Origin of the sequence: Chryseobacterium sp. LAM-KRS1, from assembly GCF_013184525.1 — a bacterium.
GTDB classification, from domain to species: domain Bacteria; phylum Bacteroidota; class Bacteroidia; order Flavobacteriales; family Weeksellaceae; genus Chryseobacterium; species Chryseobacterium proteolyticum.
In genome coordinates, this window is record NZ_JAAOIZ010000001.1 from 64,762 (window position 1) to 83,864 (window position 19,103).

The window sequence follows — 19,103 nt, forward strand, 5'->3', positions numbered from 1 at the left end:
ATATACACATAAATAAAAGATTTTTGGTTTGATGATAGATCAATGATGTCGTAAAAAATGCCTGTAATTCTATGATTTTAAACTAGAATGAAAATAAATTTTCCACATAATTTGCCCACCCTATTTTTTCAGAGTAATTTTGCATGAATCTAAAAACAATAGTAAAATATGTCAACTTACGTAGTTGTAGGTCTTCAGTACGGAGATGAAGGTAAAGGGAAAATCACGGATGTTTTATCCGCTAAATCGGATTATGTAGTACGTTTCCAGGGTGGAGACAATGCAGGTCATACGGTTTATGTGGGTGATGAAAAATTTGTTTTACACCTTCTTCCTTCAGGAGTTTTGCAGTGCAAAGGAAAATGCATCATTGCCAATGGAGTAGTGGTGAATCCTAAATCTTTCATCAAAGAAGTTAGCCAGATTGAGAGCAAAGGTTTAAGAACCGACCACATCTTTATCAGCAGAAGAGCGCATGTGATCATGCCTTACCACATTCTTTTGGATACTTACCGTGAAGAAGAGCATGGAGGAACTCAGATCGGGACCACTAAAAAAGGAATCGGCCCTTGTTACGAAGATAAAATTGCAAGAGTTGGAATCAGAATGATTGATCTTCTGAATCCTGAGATTTTAAGAGAGAAAATAGAGAAAAACCTTAAAATTAAAAATTCTCTTTTTGAAAAATACTACGGAAAACCGACTTTAGACGTAGAAGAAATTTACAACGAATTTTTAGAGATAGGAAAACAGCTTCAGGACAGAATTGTAGATACAGAAGTTGAATTGAATGAGGCGATCAGAGATGGTAAAAACGTTCTTTTTGAAGGGGCTCAGGCATTGATGTTGGATATTGATTTCGGAACGTATCCATACGTTACTTCATCTTCTCCATCTACAGGAGGAGTTTGTACGGGAGCCGGTGTTCCGCCAACTTCACTTCAGAACCTTATTGGAGTTGCCAAAGCATACTGCACAAGGGTTGGAAACGGACCTTTCCCATCTGAATTGGATAACGAATTAGGAGAAAAAATCAGACAGATCGGTGGTGAATTCGGAGCGACTACCGGAAGACCAAGAAGAACCGGATGGTTGGATCTTGTTTCGTTGAAACATGCTTGTATGATCAATGGTATCAATAACCTTGTAATTACTAAACTTGACGTTCTTACAGGAATTGAAAACCTAAAAATTGTAACTCAGTATAAAACAGAAGATGGTAAAGTAATCGATTACTTCACTTCTTCTACAGAAAAATTATACAATTATGAGCCGATCTACCAGGATTTACCAGGATGGAGTGAAGATCTTACGAAGGTAAGAAGCTATGATGAACTTCCTGATAACGCTCAGAAATATATCGAATTTATCGAGCAGTATTTAGGAATCAACGTGTACTTGGTTTCTGTTGGACCGGAAAGAAGTCAGAACATTATCAGAAAAGAATTATTCTAATACTATAGAATATCATTTATAAAAAAAGAGACTGTCAGATGTGATGGTCTCTTTTTTTGTGATCCATAAGGTTTATTCTTGTCGCTGTGATGATTATTTGTGGTAAAATAATTTGTCACTCCATGTATTGTTGTTATATTTTGAATGTTAACTTAAATTATATATTGAAAAAAACTCCCACAGATTTCATCGATTAATCCGAATTTTTTTCTGTGAGAGTTTCAATTGCAGAACAAAGGGAACTTTTGAAATCAGTGCACTGCTTTTAACCATCTAATTCAAATATTTTGCATAAGCCTTAGCAAGCTTTTCATCGTATTTATTCTGCTTATAACCCGTACCATTATAGCCTTTTGCAAAATTGCCCCAGTTTTTATTTCTCAAATGAACCAAAAGTCCATTTTTTTCTAAAAACTTTCCAAAAGCTTTCAGGTGTTCTCCTTCATTGATCTCCATTTTGGTCACAAAATCATTAACATCGGTATAACCTAAATTTTTAGCATGGAATCCCATGATCTGAAAGCTTCCCCAGGATGCTGAAGATAATGCGGCGTCTTTAAATTTAACATCAGTCCCTAAACTTATAGCCTCATTTAATCGGTCATATTCTCTCACCCCACCTAGATAATAGGTTCTGGTCCATTTAGGATAAAGAATGTCTTTACTTGAGTCGTTGTAATAAGAGTTTGGATTAATTCCTCGCTTTTCGAGTTCATTCCAGAAAATATGCCCTTCAAAAAGAATTTTAGGTTTATTGTTGATTAAAAAACCTTTTCCACTGCTTTCAATTTCATTAACGGCTTTTACAGCTGCTAATTCAAGATCGTACTGGTCAGCAAACGAGATAAGGTCACTTTCTTTAAGGAATTTATCCGTTGAGATAATCGGATTAGAATTTTTCTGCAGTAATACTGCCCATGTTTTTATTCCGACAATTCCGTCTATTACTAAAGCATTTTTGCTTTGGAAATCTTTAACTGCCGCATCTACTTCCAGGCTGAAAGAATCTGAAATTTTAATAGGATATCCCAGCTTATAAAGAAGTTCACATAATGTGAGAACTTCAGGCGCTTTCGTATTGTATTTTAAGAGTTTCATGGTGTTTTTTTGTTTATTAAAAGATTAAACTATTTTTGAGTAGGGTTCGTCCATATATTCACGAAAGTTAGCTAACGGGAATCTTTGGCATCTTCTCACAAATCATTCCGATAAGAAAAAATGACTTGAATTTAACTTCCTCTCTCTGAAGTTTGTATTCTAAATTAATAGGAGTTGTACTTGTTACACTGAAGTTTTGGTTCAAAACTGAGTAATCATCTATTCTCAGCTCAATACTGTATTCGCCTAATGCGATAACCTGATTGACAATTCCTGCTTCGTTTGTTTCTATTTCATAAATCCTGCTGTTGTTGGTTCCTTTAACGGAGATTGAACATTTATAAACAGGATCGTTATTGATTTTATCCAGGACCCTGAATTGTATATTCGCTCCTGATGATGGAACCTGAATAGGGTATTTTATGGGGACAAAGATTCCTGTATTTCTAATGGGGATTACAGGTTTTACTGGTGGAGCCGGAGTTATGGGTTGTGGTGTTGAAACGGGAGTGACCGGTCTTACATTCCTTACACTATTGAGAACATTCATATTAATCCTGTTGAATGCAGGGATCGGATGTACTTTGGCTGTTTCCGCAACAGGTTCAGATTCAGGTTTTGTTATGAATTCTGTGGCAGTAATCTTTGAGTTTTCATAAAGGGCTGTTTTTCTGGTTAAGTTGCTGAGCTGGTCGGATTTAATGGTTTTTACATTTGTAATGGCCTTTAAGAACTTTTGATTATTGTTTTTATTGACAAAGAGCTGCTGCTTCATGATCAGCGGACCAAAATAAATAAGTTGATCGGGGTTGTTGATTGCATCATTTGTAATTGAAGGATCTAAAATTATTTTCAGATTCTTTATTAAAATCATGGTCTTGGGAAAAGCAGGTAGTTTAAAATCACTCGAAATTGTTTGTCCGTCCGATATTTTTTTTGGCTCATTCCATTCAAATAGTTGCGAAAGCATAAAGTTTTTGCTGAACCAATTTCTTTTTAAATGCACAAAAGAATAATCCAGTTCAACCGCCTGAATAACGCCCTCGTCATAGTCAATCGAAAGAATTTCTGAGGGGAGGTTTTCGTGGGAGTTTTTTGCTTCCGTATATAAGGTTTCGAGTTCCTGTTTTTCAATTCTTATATTGTTCCATCCTGATTCATTTTCCATGAAATCATAAGGAATAAAATTAATATCATGAATAGAAGCATTAGTGATTACGTCGGTTTTTTCAGCTGCTTCAAAGGTGTTTTTAGCATTTTGGGCCATTGCGAGATAAACATCTGCATCAGAAGCTTTGTTGATTCTTGTCAATTCCTTATCGATGTTATCTTTATTTCCTTTTATTTTCCAATCTGAAAAGGCGATCTCTTTTGTTCCGTTTAAATGAGTAAGCTGATCATTCCAATTGTTTCTTTCCTCATCGCTGTCCAGATCGTCAAAAAGCTCGAGATGAGCTGTGATCTTATCAATTACCTGCTCATGAGCCAGCCTGTATTTTTTGTAAGCCTTAAATTCTTTAGTGTCATTCTTTTTAGCATCGAAAAGGATGGAACTTTCAATTGCCAGTGTCTTATCAAGGCTTTCTTCAAGATTTTTTAAATTGTTTTTATCTAGAATATCACGATAAATGTCAAACAGGGAATTGTTAGGATTCAGGTCCCAGAACTGAGAAGATATAGGAACTGAATTAAGTTCGTAGGCCATATTCTGCTTTTTAATGATAGAAAGGGCTTTTTTCTGATCATCGTTGAGCTGGTTTTGTGGCTTTAAAAGCTCAAGTTCTTCATTTTCATATACCCTGAGGGAAGGACATATCATGGGAAGGTCATTTTCCATCGAGCTTTGGGATAGATAAGTGTTTTTAAGTTTCTGGTAGACGGCAATAAAATATTTCATGGCATTAGTTTTTGTTTTTTAAATAACCGACAGAAAAAATCTGCCGGCTATTCTTGATGAGAAGGATATTATGATTTTCCGTCAGTCCATTTTTTGATCTCCGGATTAGGATCCGGTGATTTCGGAATGACATGGCATTTATAACCGATAATGTAGATTCCGTCAGAATTCAGTTTCTTTCCATTCCATTTGGCATTGGATTGTACATCCTGGTTATCGTAACTGTAGCTTCCGCCGAAAACGAACGGTCCTATTCCAACAGCAGCCCCCGCACTGACAGAGTTTTTAACATCCGTAAAAGCAGTACTGTTGTTTGTAAAATCAAGGCAAACGTCTTTAGCAATGATAAGCTCGGTAATGATAGAAGGCATTAACCCTTTTCCTTTTCCATCGCTGATGACATCGCCACTTAAAGTTTGAGGAGATTGTTCATGTAGTTTCCAGTATTTGGATTCAATAAAGTTTTGATTAAGCCATCCTCTTTCCACTCTTACTTTTCCAAGCTTGAAAGAGACCTTCATATTCGTATAATCTGTATTGATCTTTGTTTTTTCGTGCTTTCCGCCACCTTTTGCACCAATAGAGAAAATGCCCATGCTAAATCCTGCGGCTGCACCCCAGTTGTGAACTGATTTTGAATAATCATAATTAGATTCACCTTCTACGATGGTAACTGTGGGCCATCCTTTAGACTCTTTTAATGCATTAGCGGCAACCGGAACGGATGGTGAATAATTTGTATAGTCCAGAACCCTTGTTCTCTGACTGTTTCTGAACTCAGACTCCATCCTTTTTTTGATGACGAGCATGTTTTTCTGCTCTACCTCACTTAAATAATTTTGTATTTTCTCGACGGCTTCTTTGTATCCAAGAGATTGCCACGCTTTAAGGGATGCATCTTCTCTTTTTTTCATGTTCTTGCCATCGATCGATAATTTGGCCATTGCTTCCGCATCTCCGTTATCGGCAGCAGTTCTGATTTCATTATTGGCGTCTACGATATCGTAATATTTCATCTGATATTCTACATATTTAGAATACATCGGAGAAACGAAAGTGTGGAAGATCTCAGGTTTGTTTGTGTCGTCTATAGGTGAATTAGGATCAAAGTCTGTGTTTTTTACCTTCTTAATTTTGAAAAGCTTATCCCTTAACGTATTCAGCTTTTTTTCTACTTTTTCATCAAATTGAGTATCAACGACTACGGACCATTGCAAAAGATCTTCATATACTTTAGATACTCTTTTCTGGGAATCGTTCATAATGCTCATGATCGACATTACCCTTCCGTTGCCTGAACTGGTAAGCGGAGGAAGCTGAGAAGGAATGACATCCACCATTGCAGCAAATTGCTCCATTTGAAGATATTTTCTGAATTTACTGTTTGACAGGGCGTTCTGGTAAGCCTCCATGTCAATTTTCGGATTTCCGTTAGCATCCAGGATAGGTTCTCCTTTAGCGTCCAGCATTGGTTTTGGTGACGGGGCGTCCCCAAATAGTCCGTTGAGTGCGTAATCAAAGGTGTCTTCCGATAGAGTAATCCCTACCGGGTCAAATGAAATGAAATCATTAGGTCCCAGAGAGTCGGGGTCTCCACCATTGGTTACGGTGTCATACACTTGTTTTAAAAGCATGCTCATTAATGAGTTTGATTTTGCTTCTTGAGTTAAAGTTGGCATAATTATTAAGTTTTTGTTTTTTTGCTTACTCTTTTCGGTTTTCAGCATCCCCGGTTTGGTATGGTACAAATGTATTTTGACTCTGGGTTCAATATCTCAGTATTTTTCCTGTTTTAAGATGTGGTTTTTACTATTTTTAAAATATTAATGAATTTAATTAGTTAAAAATATAATATTGTTGAATAATTTTAATATCTATAATGGTGTTTTTAATACTTTATTATTGCTTGCATAGTTAATTTTATCGATTGTCATAAATTTTTTTAAAATATTAGTGTTTTGTTAATAAAATGGCAAATGTTTTGATGGTGTAACATTACTTATCGATAAGTGCTATAAAAACTAATAATCAGATTTTTTATTAACCGTTTAAATCTTTTAAGTGATGAAACACCTACACACTAATCAGGAATTTCGCTTCAATGAAGTTCTTTTCGAGCATCGTAACAAGGAATATGGCGCTTATGTTTTGAGAAATGAGTCCGATAAAATACTAACAAAGGCACTGTTTGTAGGTGTAAGTTTGTTGGCTGCGGTTTCCATTACTCCACTGATCATTTCAGCATTTAGTAACAGCACTCCGGTACATGTGCCTGTTGATGGGCCACCAGTAGTTATTAAACTCAAAGACCCCGCTACTCCTGAACAAACTCCACCAGTGCAGATCGTTAAACCTGTAACCCCTCCAAACACTAAACAGTATGATAGCCAGATACCAACACCAGCAGCGCATGCAATAGAGCCTGTAAAAGTTGAAAAGCCTGCCGATGCAGCTCCGGGTTTGGTTAATAATCTTGATGGGGAGTCGATCAAAAATACTTATATACCGCCGGCACCCCATATCGGAACAGGTCCTGCTGCTCCGCCGGCAAACCCACAGCCTGTACAACCTGCAAATCCCGGGAATTCCATAGTGGGTGCAGAAGCGCTTAGCGTTGAAGCTAATTTCGTAGGTGGAATCGATTCCTTCAGAAATAAAGTAATGAATAACTTTGATGGTTCCGGATTTGAGAGCGACGGAGTCGTTAAAACAACGGTCACTTTTATTGTTGAAATTGATGGAACTATTTCCGGTATCAAAGCCAATGGAGGAAATGCAGATTTCAATAGTGAAGCAATCAGAACAGTAAAATCGATCAGAGGAAAATGGATTCCTGGAAAAAATAAAAAAGGTGAAGCCGTAAGAAGTTATTTCAAATTTCCGATTTCTATGAAGTTTGAATAATCTATATCAAACAAATCTTGACAGTTATCCACAAAATACTATTTTTTGTGGATAATTTTTTTTAGGGTTAATTTCCTTATTAACAATATTTTAACTCATTTTACTTTTCATCATTCATTCAGAGCAAAGAAAAATGTGTATTTTTGAGGCTTAAAGTTCTAATAATGGGAAAAATCATAGGTATCGCTAATCAGAAAGGGGGAGTTGGAAAAACGACAACAGCTGTAAATCTTGCTGCGGCATTAGGGGTATTAGAAAAGAAAATATTAATCATCGATGCCGATCCTCAGGCTAATGCTACTTCAGGATTGGGTGTGGAAGATGTCCAGTATTCTACGTACAATCTTTTAGAACACAGTGTGGATACTGCCACTTGTATTAAAAAGACAGCAACACCAAATCTAGATATCGTACCATCTCATATAGACCTTGTAGCAGCTGAAATTGAATTGGTAGACAAGGAAGATCGTGAGTATATGCTGAAAAAAGCATTGGAAAGCGTAAAAAATGAGTATGATTTTATCATTATTGACTGTGCTCCGAGTTTGGGATTGATTACTGTAAATGCGCTTACAGCTGCTGATTCTGTAATCATTCCGATCCAATGTGAATATTTTGCATTGGAAGGTTTAGGAAAACTTTTGAATACCATCAAAAATGTTCAAAAGATTCATAACAAAGATCTGGACATTGAAGGTTTACTTCTAACGATGTATGATAGCAGGTTAAGATTATCCAATCAGGTGGTGGAAGAAGTAAATGCACACTTCCCGGAAATGGTTTTTGAAACCATCATCAGCAGAAATGTGAGATTAAGTGAAGCACCAAGTTTCGGGGAAAGCATCCTGAATTATGATGCCGAAAGTAAAGGAGCAATTCAGTATATTCAGTTAGCAGAAGAAGTTCTGTTGAAAAATGAAAATTTAGTAAAGAATTAATTAAGAGTAAATAATCGATAATTGCAATGTGGATCAGCTGATCTTGGTTGTAATTGTCATCATTTATCAAAAATATCTATGAAGGACAAAAAAAGAGCTATGGGACGTGGTTTGGGTGCTATTTTAAGTGCTGAATCCAAAGCTACAGTGAACTCTGCTACTGATGAGGGAGCGGATAAGTTTGTTGGAAATATCGTAGAAGTAGCGATTGAAGATATTTATCCCAACCCAACCCAGCCAAGAACTTATTTTGACGAAAAAGCACTCAATGAACTCGCTCAGTCTATAGAAAATTTAGGGGTGATCCAACCGATCACTCTTAGAAAAGAAGGCGAGAGATTTGAAATTATATCAGGGGAAAGACGTTTCAGAGCGAGTAAAATTGCCGGACTAACTTCTGTTCCTGCTTATATCCGTTTGGTAAACGATCAGGAGCTTTTAGAAATGGCTCTTGTTGAAAATATCCAGAGGGAAGATCTTGATTCTATTGAGATTGCATTGACGTATCAAAGACTTTTGGACGAAATCGGAATGACTCAGGAAAACCTTAGCCAGAGAGTAGGAAAAGACAGAAGTACGATTACCAATTCTATCAGGTTATTGAGACTAAGCCCGGATATTCAGAATGCTATCAGAAGTGGTGAGATTTCTGCAGGACATGGCCGTGCTATTATCAGTATGGAAAATGAGGAGCTACAACAAATTTTGTTTGACCTTATCATTAAAGAACAGTTGAATGTACGTCAGGCTGAACAGGCTGCTACAGCTTTAAAAAATCCAAAATCACCTGCTGCCAAAAAGGTAAAAGCTGAACTTTCCAATAACTATAAAAGAGCTCAGAAAACAATTGCTGACATTTTAGATGTAAAAGTGGAGATCAAAACCACCGGAAATGGTAAAAAAGGTAAAATTGTTCTTGACTTTAAGAATGAGGATGAATTGGAATATATTCTATCCCACATTAAATAAATGAAGAAATTATTGTTCACTTTTTTCTTGTGCCTGTATGCTGCTGCTTACTCACAAGTAAATCCTAATGATACCATTCGGGTAGAGCACTACCCGAAGGATAGTATCCCTGCCGCAAAGCCTCAAAAGTCTGAAGCTAAAGTGGTGGCTGATCTGGAAAAGGCCAACGGTCCCACAGCAAAAACATTAAAATTAAATCCAACAAAAGCGGGTTTATACTCGGCTGTTTTCCCTGGACTAGGGCAATTTTACAACAAAAAATACTGGAAAATTCCTATCGTTTGGGGTGCTGTAGGTACCGGAGTAGGAATAGCCATGTGGAATGATAAACAATACAAGAAGTACAGAGAGTACTATATTGCTAAATTGAACGGAACTCCCAATGAATTTATCGATAGTCGTCCATGGCTTGATAAAGTTGCACTGGCGAACGTTCAGGACAGAGCGAAAAGACAAAGGGACTATGCAATTGCAATTACCGGGCTGATCTATATCCTGAGTATAGTAGATGCTGTTGTAGATGCACACCTTTATGAAAGCCGCCATGACCCTGATTTAACTTTTAAACCTACAGTTATTCAGGACCAGTTTAGTATCGAACCTCCCAAGACCGGATTAAGTCTGAGCTACAGGTTCTAGATCGTAAGTAGGTATATCTAAAATAAATTACATGAAAATAGCATTAGTTGGATATGGAAAAATGGGCAAGATCATTGATGAGATTGCAACAAATAGAGGACATGAAGTAGTTGCCCGCCTTAAAGAAACTCCAACTGCTGAAAACCTTAATAATCCCGATGTTGTTATCGAGTTTTCGTTACCTGAAGTAGCTTTTAATAATATAAAAGCCTGTCTGGAAAATAAAATTCCGGTGATTTGCGGTACAACAGGATGGTTAGAGAAAAAGGCTGAAGTAGAAAGAATTGCGGTGGAAAATCAGACGGCATTTTTATATGGTTCCAATTTTAGTTTAGGCGTTAATTTATTCTTTGCTTTAAATGAAAAGCTGGCTGATCTGATGAAAAATGTTAACGAATATTCTTGTCAGTTGGAAGAAATTCACCACATTCATAAACTGGATGCTCCAAGCGGAACGGCAATTTCTCTGGCCGAAGGAATATTTAGAAATAATCCCAAATTTGATGCCTGGAAGCTTGAAGAAACTCAGGGGAATCAGCTGGGTATTTTCGCTATTCGTGAAGATGAAGTTCCGGGAACACACAGTGTCTTTTACAGAAGTGAAGTGGATGAAATTGAAATAAAGCATACCGCATTTAACAGAAACGGTTTTGCATTAGGGGCCGTAGTAGCTGCGGAATGGATTAAAGACAAGAAAGGAAACTTTACAATGAAAGATGTTTTAGGGCTTTAACTTGTAACAAATGCTACAAATAGTAAACTAATAAAAACAGTTGCTCAACACAAATCAATAGAATAAGGCACGAAATTTATGAATTATTTTTTAACTTATACAGTATACGTTCTCATTTTATCCGTATTAATGGGGATTTCAACATGGAAGCTGTTCAAAAAATTAGGGTATAGCCCTTTATTTGCTTTTATACCTTTTTACAATTATTTTATTGTTTTAAAAGAGACCAAACACCCTAAATGGTGGGCTATTTTATCCTATTTGCCGATCGTAGGTCCGATTATGATGTCGGTTTTTCATATTTATCTTATGAAAAAGTTTGGAAAAAATCTTTTCCAGCACCAGCTTCTAACTGTTATTTTGCCGTTCATATACATGGCTACGGTCAATTATTCTAAAGATACAGAGGTAGAAGACGAAAATGAGCTATTCCTGACGGATGAAGAGAAAAATGCTAAAAAGAAAGATTCCTTCATAGGTTCAGTGACTTTTGCTGTTGTATTTGCAACGATTATTCATGTTTTTGTAACACAACCTTTCGGTATCCCTACAGGATCCATGGAAAGAACCCTTTTAGTAGGAGATTTCCTTTTTGTAAATAAATGGAGCTATGGATACAGATTGCCGATGCGTCCGCTTGCAATTCCTTTCTTACAGGGAACAATCTTTGATTCCGGAGAAAAAGGAAACCCGAAGGATGATCCCAAATCTTATGTTGATGGAGTGAAGCTACCTTACGCCAGAATAATGCAATTCAGCAAACCTCAGAAAAATGATGTCCTTGTTTTCAACTATCCTCAGGATTCAGTGCATACAGCTATTGACAGGAAAGACCCTTATGTAAAAAGATGTGTGGCAACTGCCGGCGATACTTTTGAAATGAGAGCTGGAAGACTTTTTGTAAACGGAAAACCAGAAACGGTTTTAGGGGATCAGGAAGTTCAGCACGCATATACAGTTAACACAGGTACTCAATTGGATATTCCAGGATTATACAATACATATGGATTCTTGCCCGTAAGAGAAATGCAGACGGATAAAGGATTTGTATACATGTTCCAGGGATTAACCGATAAAACGGCTAAAGAGATCAAAGCATTGCCGAACGTAATTGATATGGAAGAAAGTATTTTTCCTAAAGACTCAGCTACGGTTCAGCACAAGCTTAACGCCGACAGAACGGCTTACACAAAAAGTATCGATACCACTCAATCTATATTTCCTATCAATAAGCCTTGGAATCAGGATTGGTACGGACCTCTTAGAATACCTAAGAAAGGTGATGTGGTCGCAATTAATAAAGAAACGCTTCCGATGTATCAGTGGATTATTTCGGAGTATGAACACAATAGCCTGGAAAATAAAGACGGAAAAATTTTAATCAATGGTAAGGAAGCCAATCAGTATACAATACAACAGGATTATTATATGATGGTTGGAGATAACAGAGATGCTTCACTTGATGCAAGATTCTTTGGTTTTGTTCCTGAAGAAAATATTGTAGGAAAGCCAATGTTTACATGGATGAGTCTGCAAGGTGTTTTCAAAGATGCCAGCTCTACATATCAGGCGCCTTTCAAGATCCGTTGGGAGAGAATGTTTAAAGCTACAAATACAGGAGAAGCCAATAAAACTTCATACTGGTGGATTGCAGCGATGATTCTTATTCTATTCTTCGGATGGGACTATTTTGTTAAACTATTCAGAAAGAAAAAAACTGAGGAGGATTTATAAAGTAAAATAAATTTTAAAATAGAATGAAGTATTTGAAAAAATACTTCATTTTTGTATTATGAATATGAAGAATGTATTATTACCGGTGTTTTATTTACCACCGATTTCCTGGTTTTCAGTGTTTTTAGATCCTGAAAATGAGGTTACTTTTGAACAATTCGAAAATTTTCCCAAACAGACGTACCGAAACCGGGCGAATATTTATGGGGCAAACGGAAAACTTTCTTTGATCATCCCGATCAGTCATACGGGTAAAAGACAATTCAAAGAAATAGAGATCTCCAACAGGGAAGATTGGAGAAAGCTCCACTGGAAATCTATCAAGACAGCTTATCAAAGTTCTCCTTATTTCGAATTTTATGAAGATAAACTGATCAGATTATTTGAATTAAAAGAAAACTATCTTTTGGATTTCAATCTTAAAGGTTTAGAGATCATACAACAAATCCTAAAAACGGAAAAGGCATACTCTTTGAATGAAGAGTATATCAAAAATCCTGAAGAAGTAAATTTCAGAGAAAAATTTTCTGCAAAAATTGCTTCCGAATATAAAATGGATGATTACTATCAGACATTTTCTGATAAAATGGGATTTTTAAGTGATCTGTCAATTTTGGACCTTATTTGTAACAAAGGACCTGAATCTTTGACTTATATAAAAAATATTAAACAATCATACTAGCATGAAAAAGGTATTATTAGCTGCTGTCTTTTTAGCAGGCTTTAATTCTGCTTTTGCACAGGAAGCACAGGCGAAGAGCGTTGACCCGAAAGAAAATAAAGATTTAATGACCTGGTACCATAAAGATTTTGGAACAACCAAAGTATATGGTGTCAATACAGAAAATGCATATAAATATTTAGAATCTAAAGGTCTGAAGCCTAAGACTGTTGTTGTAGGTGTTCTGGACAGTGGAGTGCAGGTAGATCATCCGGGACTGATCAAAAATATCTGGTCAAACCCGAATGAAGTTCCGGGTAACGGAAAAGATGATGACGGTAATGGCTATATCGATGATGTTCACGGATGGAATTTTATCGGAGGAAAGAATGGTGATGTAGACGTTGATAATATGGAGGTGACAAGGGTCGTAGCTAAATATAAGCCTGTATTCGAAGGAGATGATTCTACTAAGAATAAAGCCAATCAAGCTAAAATGCCTGAAGAGTTTGCCATGTATATGAAGGCTAAAGAACTTTTCACAAAGAAAAGTGTTGAAGCTAAGCAAAGTCTCCAGCAATACACAATGATCAATGATCTGATTCCGAACATGATTAAATTGTTAGGAGGGAAATCAGTGACTTCTGAAAATATTGCTGCTATAAAGGCTCCAACAGAACAAAAAGATGCAATTGCACTTAATATTCTGACTCAGGTTGCCCATAGTCCTGAATTTGCAGGAAAATCTTCTGCAGATTTCGAAACTTCAATGAAGAAAGAAATGAAAGGCGCTATCGATCATTTTGCTCCTGCAGCAAAACAATATGATCTAAGCTATGATACAAGAGCCGAAATTGTTGGAGATAACTATGATGATTATTCTCAAAAAAATTACGGTAATAATCATTATCAGGGGCCTGATGCAGAACACGGGACTCACGTTGCCGGTATTATTGCTGGATTACCTCAGGGGAAAGAAGTTCAGTACGGGGTAGCTTCAAGAGTAGCAAAAATTATGTCCGTGAGAACTGTTCCTAATGGAGATGAGAGAGATAAGGATGTTGCTAACGCCATCAGATATGCTGTAGATAATGGAGCTAAAGTATTAAATATGAGCTTTGGAAAACCAGTGTCTCCCGGTAAAAATGTTGTTTGGGATGCATTCAAATATGCCGAAGATAAAGGAGTTCTCCTTGTAAAGGCAGCCGGAAATGAAAATGAAGATGTTGCTGAGCATCTTGCATATCCTACCAACTTTAAAAATATTACAGACGAAAAACCTTTCGTAAATAACGTGATTGTTGTTGGAGCAAGTACTAATAGAAACAATGAGTTGAGAGCGAGCTTCTCTAACTTTAATAAGAAAATGGTAAATGTTTTTGCTCCGGGTGAAGAGATTTATTCTACGGTTCCAACAAGTGAATATGAATATCTTCAGGGAACTTCAATGGCATCACCTGTTGTTGCCGGTGCTGCTGCGGTTTTATTAGCGTATATGCCTAATTTAAGACCTGACCAGATTATTGAAGCTCTTGTAAAGTCAAGTAATCCAAGTACGGAAAATGGATTTGCCGACCTTTCTCAAGCCGGAGGTGTTATCGATCTAAAGAAGGCAGCTGAATATGCTTATACTAACTTCTATAACGGTAAGGCATCAGCTGTAAAAAAGGCTACGAAATCCGTAAAAAAGGCCGTTAAAAAATAATATATTTCACTGTATTACAGTGTATGTGATAAAAAGTCCGAATTTTTCGGACTTTTTTGTTTTTATTTTTCAATTTTGGCACGGTTTTTTGTAACTTTAATGTAACAAAAAATAAACGACAAAATGAAAAAGTTACTACTTGCAGGAATGTTGGGAACATCACTTTTTGCAGTGTCTTGTTCCTCAGTGAAAAATGCACAAACATCACAAAACCAAAAATCTGATTTTTTAAAGATTAAAGGAGATTGGGAGATTGTTAGTATCGATTATGATAAAGGATTTAAAATTAAACCGTTTGATGAAGGAGCAGATGCACAATGTTTCGTAGGAAGTCATTGGAGATTGATTCCCAATAACTACACAGGATCTTATACCTTAAATGGAGGTGGAAGCTGCCCTAGCATTACACAGCCAATTAAATTTGAAGTTAAAGGTGGAAATACTTTTATGTTTAAGAAAATTGCTGAAGGAACAAAAGCTAAACAAAATACGGTTGGTTATTCTTTAAACTTGATCAACCAATCTACAGATCAGTTTTCACTTGAACAAAACGTTCCATTTGATGGAAGCACAGTGAGAGTGGTATACAATTTCCAAAGAACTGGAATGAAATAATTTATAACAAGAAAAAATTAAAAAGATGAAATTTAATAAAACATATATCGCAGGTATTTTCCTATCATCAACTTTATTATTGACAAGTTGTGAGGCAGTTCAGAATTCTAACCACCAGCAAAGAGGTACAGCAGTAGGTGTTGCATCGGGAGCTGTACTTGGAGGTATCTTAGGTAATAACGTAGGTAAAGGAGGAAACGGAGCATTAGGAGCAGTATTGGGAGGTATTATTGGTGGTGTTGCAGGTAACGTTATCGGTAACAAAATGGATAAGCAGGCTAAAGAAATTAAAGAAACTTTACCTGGTGCTGAAGTAGAAAGAGTAGGAGATGGTATTAAAGTGACGATGAATGAAAGTATAGTAAACTTTGCATTCGATTCATCTAACCTTACCTCTGTAGCTCAGACCAACCTTGATAAATTAGCTCAGGTATTGGCCAATAACCCTGACACGAACATCAATATCTATGGACACACAGATAGCGTTGGTAAAGATGCTTATAATATGGCCCTTTCTCAAAGAAGAGCAGATGCGGTTAAAGCATATTTAGCAGGTAAAGGAATCGCTTCAGGAAGAATGTTTACGAAAGGAGAAGGTAAAAATATGCCTGTAGCCAGTAATGATACGGAAGAAGGAAGAGCAAAAAACAGAAGGGTAGAGTTTGCCATTACAGCCAATGAAAAAATGATTAATGAAGCCAAACAAGGCAAGTAATTAATTTAATATATAAATATTTTCTTAAAAGACCGCCACGGCGGTTTTTTTTGTACTTTTATGCTACTCATCTTGAAATTACTATTTTTGCAATTGAAATAACATAAATGAAGAAATATCTTAAACTGCTGCGTGTAGAACAATGGGTAAAAAATTTATTTGTTTTTGTGCCATTATTTTTTTCCGGCAATATCAAAAACCTTGATCTGCTTACCAAGAGTATTTTTGCTTTTGTTATCTTTTCCCTTGCTGCCAGCATGGTTTATATTCTGAATGATTACAATGATATAGAGGCAGATCGCAGGCATCCTGAAAAAAGAAGAAGACCGCTTGCGAGTGGTGCTATCTCTAAATCAAAAGCTATAGGAATTTTAATAGGACTCGCAATTACAGATATTTTCCTTGTTCTTTTTGCTCAGTTCTATTTCGAGCAGCTTCTCTGGAAATTTGCAACCATTATTGCATTTTACTTTGTAATGAATCTTGCTTATACATTCAGGTTGAAGCATGTTCCTATTATTGATATTTTTATCATAGCCACAGGGTTTGTATTAAGGGTTCTTGCAGGAGGTTACATTACCGGAATAAGTATTTCACAATGGGCTATACTGCTTACATTTGTTCTGGCATTGGTATTGGCAATAGGAAAAAGAAGAGGTGAATTAATCAATGCGCAGGTTTCGGGTAAGACAAGACGTGCTCTGGATGGTTATAATGTACAGTTTGCCGATATAGCACTGTCTATTTCTGTTACATTGGCCATTATGTGTTATTTAATGTTTACCCTGTCACCGGAGGTGCAGGCAAAATTCCACGAAAGGGTTTTTTATACCGTTATTTTTGTTGTATTTGCCTTTCTCAGATACCTGCAGCAGACTCTAGTGTATAACAGAACGGAATCCCCCACAAAAATAGTGTACAGGGACAGGTATATACAGGTTACCTTACTATTATGGGTTGCAACATTTTTAATTCAAATCTATTTTAAAAAATGAAGCCGAATTTCATACAAAAAGTTACCAATTGGGGCAATTTTCCTGTAGTGGAAAAAGAAATGAAGTCTGAAGACAGCTTCAGAAACATAAGGGAATTTGTATTGAATCATAATGAAGTGATCGCGAGAGGGAATGGAAGATGTTATGGAGATGCTTCATTAGGGGAACATATATTTTCGACAAAAAAACTCAATAAATTCATCAGCTTTGACCGGTTGAACGGTATTATAGAATGTGAATCCGGAGTGCTGCTTTCAGATGTTTTGGAAATAGCTGTTCCGCAAGGATACTTTCTTTATGTAACTCCGGGAACCAAGTTTGTTACTGTGGGAGGCGCCATCGCATCAGATGTACATGGTAAAAACCATCATTCAGAAGGTTGTTTTTCAGAATATGTCATTGAATTTAAACTTATGAATGAAAATGGGGAAATCATAACATGTTCGAGAGAGACCAATTCAGATAAATTCTGGGCAACTATCGGCGGAATGGGACTTACGGGCATCATTCTGACGGCAAAGTTTAAGCTTAAAAATATAGAATCAGCTTATATTCGCCAGGAAAGTATTAAAGCTGAAAACCTTGATGAAATATTCAGGCTTTTTGAAGAAAGTGAAAACTGGACATATACTGTTGCCTGGATCGATTGCTTACAAAAGGGTAAAAATATTGGAAGGAGCATTTTGATGAGGGGAGAACATGCTTTTCAGCATGAACTTCCTCAGAATATGGCAAAAAGTCCTCTACGGCTAAAGAAAAAGTTTCAACCAACTGTCCCTTTTTATTTTCCGGGCTTTGTCCTGAATGCTTTAACGGTAAAAATATTTAATCTGCTGTATTATAAAAAGCAGTCTAAAAAAGAAGTTAAAAGCTTTATAGATTATGAAACATACTTTTACCCTCTGGATTTTGTTACTGATTGGAATAAAATTTATGGTAAATCAGGTTTTATCCAATATCAGATGGTAATTCCTAAAGACTCCGGAAAGGAGGGCATGAAGAAGATCCTGGAAACCATTGCCAATAGCGGAAACGGATCCTTTCTGGCTGTTTTAAAACTCTTTGGAAAGAATAACGAGGAAGCTTACAACTCATTTCCTATAGAAGGGTACACTTTGGCACTTGATTTTAAAGTAAATTCGAAACTTAAAAAGTTGGTAAAACAGCTTGATGATATTGTTCAGGAATTCGGAGGTAGAATTTATTTGACCAAAGACAGCATGAGTAAATCTTCTTTGACGAATTACCTTAAAAATATTCAAAATCCTAAATTTGTGTCGTTACAGCACAAAAGAATCATAAATAATAATTCATAAATGATAGTTCTGGGAAGTACCTCTGAAGTAGCACAAGCCTTTGTTGAAAAGGCTCTGCAGGAAGGTGAAAAATATGAGAAAATCTATCTTCTGACCTCAAATAAGGAAACCACGGAAAGGTTCGCAAGACATATTGATGTTAAATTTCTGCAACAGGCTGAGGTGATTGAGTTGGATTTAATGAAAGAAATAGATTACACCCGATTTGATCATGTCAATTCAAATGTATTATTTTGTGCAACGGGATATTTAGGAGATGGAACAGAAGAAGGTTTGTATGATAATAAAAATACGGAAAGAATAATTAATATCAATTATTCAAAACTGGTTCCTGTGATGAATTATTTTGCCCAGAAATTTGAAAGCAGAAGATCAGGTACAATCATAGGATTGTCATCTGTGGCAGGAGATCGAGGGAGGCAGAGTAACTTCATTTATGGAAGTGCAAAAGCAGCTTTTACAACCTATTTAAGCGGGCTACGGAATTATCTGTTTGATAAGAAAGTGCATGTGCTGACGATTAAACCAGGGTTTATGGAAACTAAAATGACAGAAGGGCTTCCGTTAAATCCAAGGTTAACGGCCAAGCCAAAACAGGCTGCAGCTTCCATTTACAATGCGTATAAAAAACAAAAAAATGTAGCTTATGTATTGCCTGTCTGGGGAATTATTATGATGATTATCAGGAATATTCCTGAATTTGTATTTAAAAAATTAAAGCTCTGATAA

General features: G+C 36.4%; 17 protein-coding genes. 14 read left to right on the forward strand and 3 right to left on the reverse strand.

Going from position 1 to position 19,103, the window contains the following annotated elements; all coding sequences use genetic code 11:
- The first annotated feature begins 168 nt into the window (after positions 1-168).
- Positions 169-1,455 (forward strand): adenylosuccinate synthase, encoded by a 1,287-nt coding sequence (locus tag G9C87_RS00300; protein WP_172276629.1) that lies wholly within the window; start codon positions 169-171, stop codon positions 1,453-1,455.
- 273 nt (positions 1,456-1,728) lie between these two features.
- Here G9C87_RS00300 and G9C87_RS00305 read toward each other — a convergent pair whose 3' ends face one another.
- From G9C87_RS00305 to G9C87_RS00315, 3 genes are all read right to left on the reverse strand, one after another.
- Positions 1,729-2,553 (reverse strand): N-acetylmuramidase domain-containing protein, encoded by an 825-nt coding sequence (locus tag G9C87_RS00305; RefSeq protein ID WP_172276632.1) that lies wholly within the window; start codon positions 2,551-2,553, stop codon positions 1,729-1,731.
- A gap of 67 nt (positions 2,554-2,620) precedes the next feature.
- A complete protein-coding gene (locus G9C87_RS00310) occupies positions 2,621-4,450 on the reverse strand; it encodes a hypothetical protein (RefSeq protein WP_172276635.1) in 1,830 nt (609 codons plus the stop codon).
- A 68-nt stretch (positions 4,451-4,518) separates the two neighbouring features.
- The gene (locus tag G9C87_RS00315; RefSeq protein ID WP_172276639.1) at positions 4,519-6,129 is read right to left on the reverse strand and encodes a hypothetical protein; all 1,611 of its coding nucleotides are present in this window, start codon (positions 6,127-6,129) and stop codon (positions 4,519-4,521) included.
- A 385-nt stretch (positions 6,130-6,514) separates the two neighbouring features.
- Here G9C87_RS00315 and G9C87_RS00320 point away from each other — a divergent pair, with 385 nt between their 5' ends.
- The 13 genes from G9C87_RS00320 (at position 6,515) to G9C87_RS00380 (ending at position 19,100) form a co-directional block, all read left to right on the forward strand.
- Entirely contained in the window at positions 6,515-7,354 is an 840-nt protein-coding gene (locus G9C87_RS00320) for an energy transducer TonB (protein ID WP_172276642.1), read from the forward strand.
- Positions 7,355-7,518: 164 nt separating this feature from the next.
- Complete coding sequence (locus G9C87_RS00325; RefSeq protein ID WP_172276645.1) at positions 7,519-8,292, forward strand: ParA family protein; 774 nt, start codon at positions 7,519-7,521, stop codon at positions 8,290-8,292.
- Between the two features lie 78 nt (positions 8,293-8,370).
- Entirely contained in the window at positions 8,371-9,261 is an 891-nt protein-coding gene (locus G9C87_RS00330) for a ParB/RepB/Spo0J family partition protein (protein ID WP_172276648.1), read from the forward strand.
- The gene (locus G9C87_RS00335) at positions 9,262-9,900 is read left to right on the forward strand and encodes a DUF5683 domain-containing protein (protein ID WP_172276651.1); all 639 of its coding nucleotides are present in this window, start codon (positions 9,262-9,264) and stop codon (positions 9,898-9,900) included. It begins immediately after the preceding gene.
- Between the two features lie 31 nt (positions 9,901-9,931).
- A complete protein-coding gene (gene dapB, locus G9C87_RS00340; RefSeq protein ID WP_172276654.1) occupies positions 9,932-10,633 on the forward strand; it encodes a 4-hydroxy-tetrahydrodipicolinate reductase in 702 nt (233 codons plus the stop codon).
- Positions 10,634-10,711: 78 nt separating this feature from the next.
- A complete protein-coding gene (lepB, locus tag G9C87_RS00345) occupies positions 10,712-12,367 on the forward strand; it encodes a signal peptidase I (RefSeq protein WP_172276657.1) in 1,656 nt (551 codons plus the stop codon).
- Between the two features lie 58 nt (positions 12,368-12,425).
- Positions 12,426-13,049 carry a WbqC family protein gene (locus tag G9C87_RS00350; RefSeq protein ID WP_410498706.1) on the forward strand — a complete coding sequence of 208 codons (624 nt, stop codon included), beginning with the start codon at positions 12,426-12,428 and terminating at the stop codon, positions 13,047-13,049.
- 1 nt (position 13,050) lies between these two features.
- The gene (locus G9C87_RS00355) at positions 13,051-14,733 is read left to right on the forward strand and encodes a S8 family serine peptidase (RefSeq protein WP_172276663.1); all 1,683 of its coding nucleotides are present in this window, start codon (positions 13,051-13,053) and stop codon (positions 14,731-14,733) included.
- Positions 14,734-14,856: 123 nt separating this feature from the next.
- The gene (locus tag G9C87_RS00360; protein ID WP_172276686.1) at positions 14,857-15,348 is read left to right on the forward strand and encodes a lipocalin family protein; all 492 of its coding nucleotides are present in this window, start codon (positions 14,857-14,859) and stop codon (positions 15,346-15,348) included.
- 25 nt (positions 15,349-15,373) lie between these two features.
- A complete protein-coding gene (locus tag G9C87_RS00365) occupies positions 15,374-16,063 on the forward strand; it encodes an OmpA family protein (protein WP_172276689.1) in 690 nt (229 codons plus the stop codon).
- A 107-nt stretch (positions 16,064-16,170) separates the two neighbouring features.
- Positions 16,171-17,058, forward strand: coding sequence for a decaprenyl-phosphate phosphoribosyltransferase (locus tag G9C87_RS00370; protein WP_172276692.1), 888 nt, complete (start codon positions 16,171-16,173; stop codon positions 17,056-17,058).
- Positions 17,055-18,374, forward strand: a complete 1,320-nt coding sequence (locus G9C87_RS00375; protein ID WP_172276695.1) for an FAD-binding oxidoreductase — start codon at positions 17,055-17,057, stop codon at positions 18,372-18,374. Before G9C87_RS00370 ends, G9C87_RS00375 begins: the two co-directional genes overlap by 4 nt.
- Entirely contained in the window at positions 18,375-19,100 is a 726-nt protein-coding gene (locus G9C87_RS00380; protein WP_172276698.1) for an SDR family NAD(P)-dependent oxidoreductase, read from the forward strand.
- Positions 19,101-19,103: the final 3 nt, after the last annotated feature.

Bases quoted from the DNA above. Each gene is read 5' to 3' on its own strand.
- G9C87_RS00300 (WP_172276629.1), top strand. From the start codon at position 169: ATGTCAACTTACGTAGTTGTAGGTCTTCAGTACGGAGATGAAGGTAAA.
- G9C87_RS00305 (WP_172276632.1), bottom strand. From the start codon at position 2,553: ATGAAACTCTTAAAATACAATACGAAAGCGCCTGAAGTTCTCACATTA.
- G9C87_RS00310 (WP_172276635.1), bottom strand. From the start codon at position 4,450: ATGAAATATTTTATTGCCGTCTACCAGAAACTTAAAAACACTTATCTA.
- G9C87_RS00315 (WP_172276639.1), bottom strand. From the start codon at position 6,129: ATGCCAACTTTAACTCAAGAAGCAAAATCAAACTCATTAATGAGCATG.
- G9C87_RS00320 (WP_172276642.1), top strand. From the start codon at position 6,515: ATGAAACACCTACACACTAATCAGGAATTTCGCTTCAATGAAGTTCTT.
- G9C87_RS00325 (WP_172276645.1), top strand. From the start codon at position 7,519: ATGGGAAAAATCATAGGTATCGCTAATCAGAAAGGGGGAGTTGGAAAA.
- G9C87_RS00330 (WP_172276648.1), top strand. From the start codon at position 8,371: ATGAAGGACAAAAAAAGAGCTATGGGACGTGGTTTGGGTGCTATTTTA.
- G9C87_RS00335 (WP_172276651.1), top strand. From the start codon at position 9,262: ATGAAGAAATTATTGTTCACTTTTTTCTTGTGCCTGTATGCTGCTGCT.
- dapB (WP_172276654.1), top strand. From the start codon at position 9,932: ATGAAAATAGCATTAGTTGGATATGGAAAAATGGGCAAGATCATTGAT.
- lepB (WP_172276657.1), top strand. From the start codon at position 10,712: ATGAATTATTTTTTAACTTATACAGTATACGTTCTCATTTTATCCGTA.
- G9C87_RS00350 (WP_410498706.1), top strand. From the start codon at position 12,426: ATGAATATGAAGAATGTATTATTACCGGTGTTTTATTTACCACCGATT.
- G9C87_RS00355 (WP_172276663.1), top strand. From the start codon at position 13,051: ATGAAAAAGGTATTATTAGCTGCTGTCTTTTTAGCAGGCTTTAATTCT.
- G9C87_RS00360 (WP_172276686.1), top strand. From the start codon at position 14,857: ATGAAAAAGTTACTACTTGCAGGAATGTTGGGAACATCACTTTTTGCA.
- G9C87_RS00365 (WP_172276689.1), top strand. From the start codon at position 15,374: ATGAAATTTAATAAAACATATATCGCAGGTATTTTCCTATCATCAACT.
- G9C87_RS00370 (WP_172276692.1), top strand. From the start codon at position 16,171: ATGAAGAAATATCTTAAACTGCTGCGTGTAGAACAATGGGTAAAAAAT.
- G9C87_RS00375 (WP_172276695.1), top strand. From the start codon at position 17,055: ATGAAGCCGAATTTCATACAAAAAGTTACCAATTGGGGCAATTTTCCT.
- G9C87_RS00380 (WP_172276698.1), top strand. From the start codon at position 18,375: ATGATAGTTCTGGGAAGTACCTCTGAAGTAGCACAAGCCTTTGTTGAA.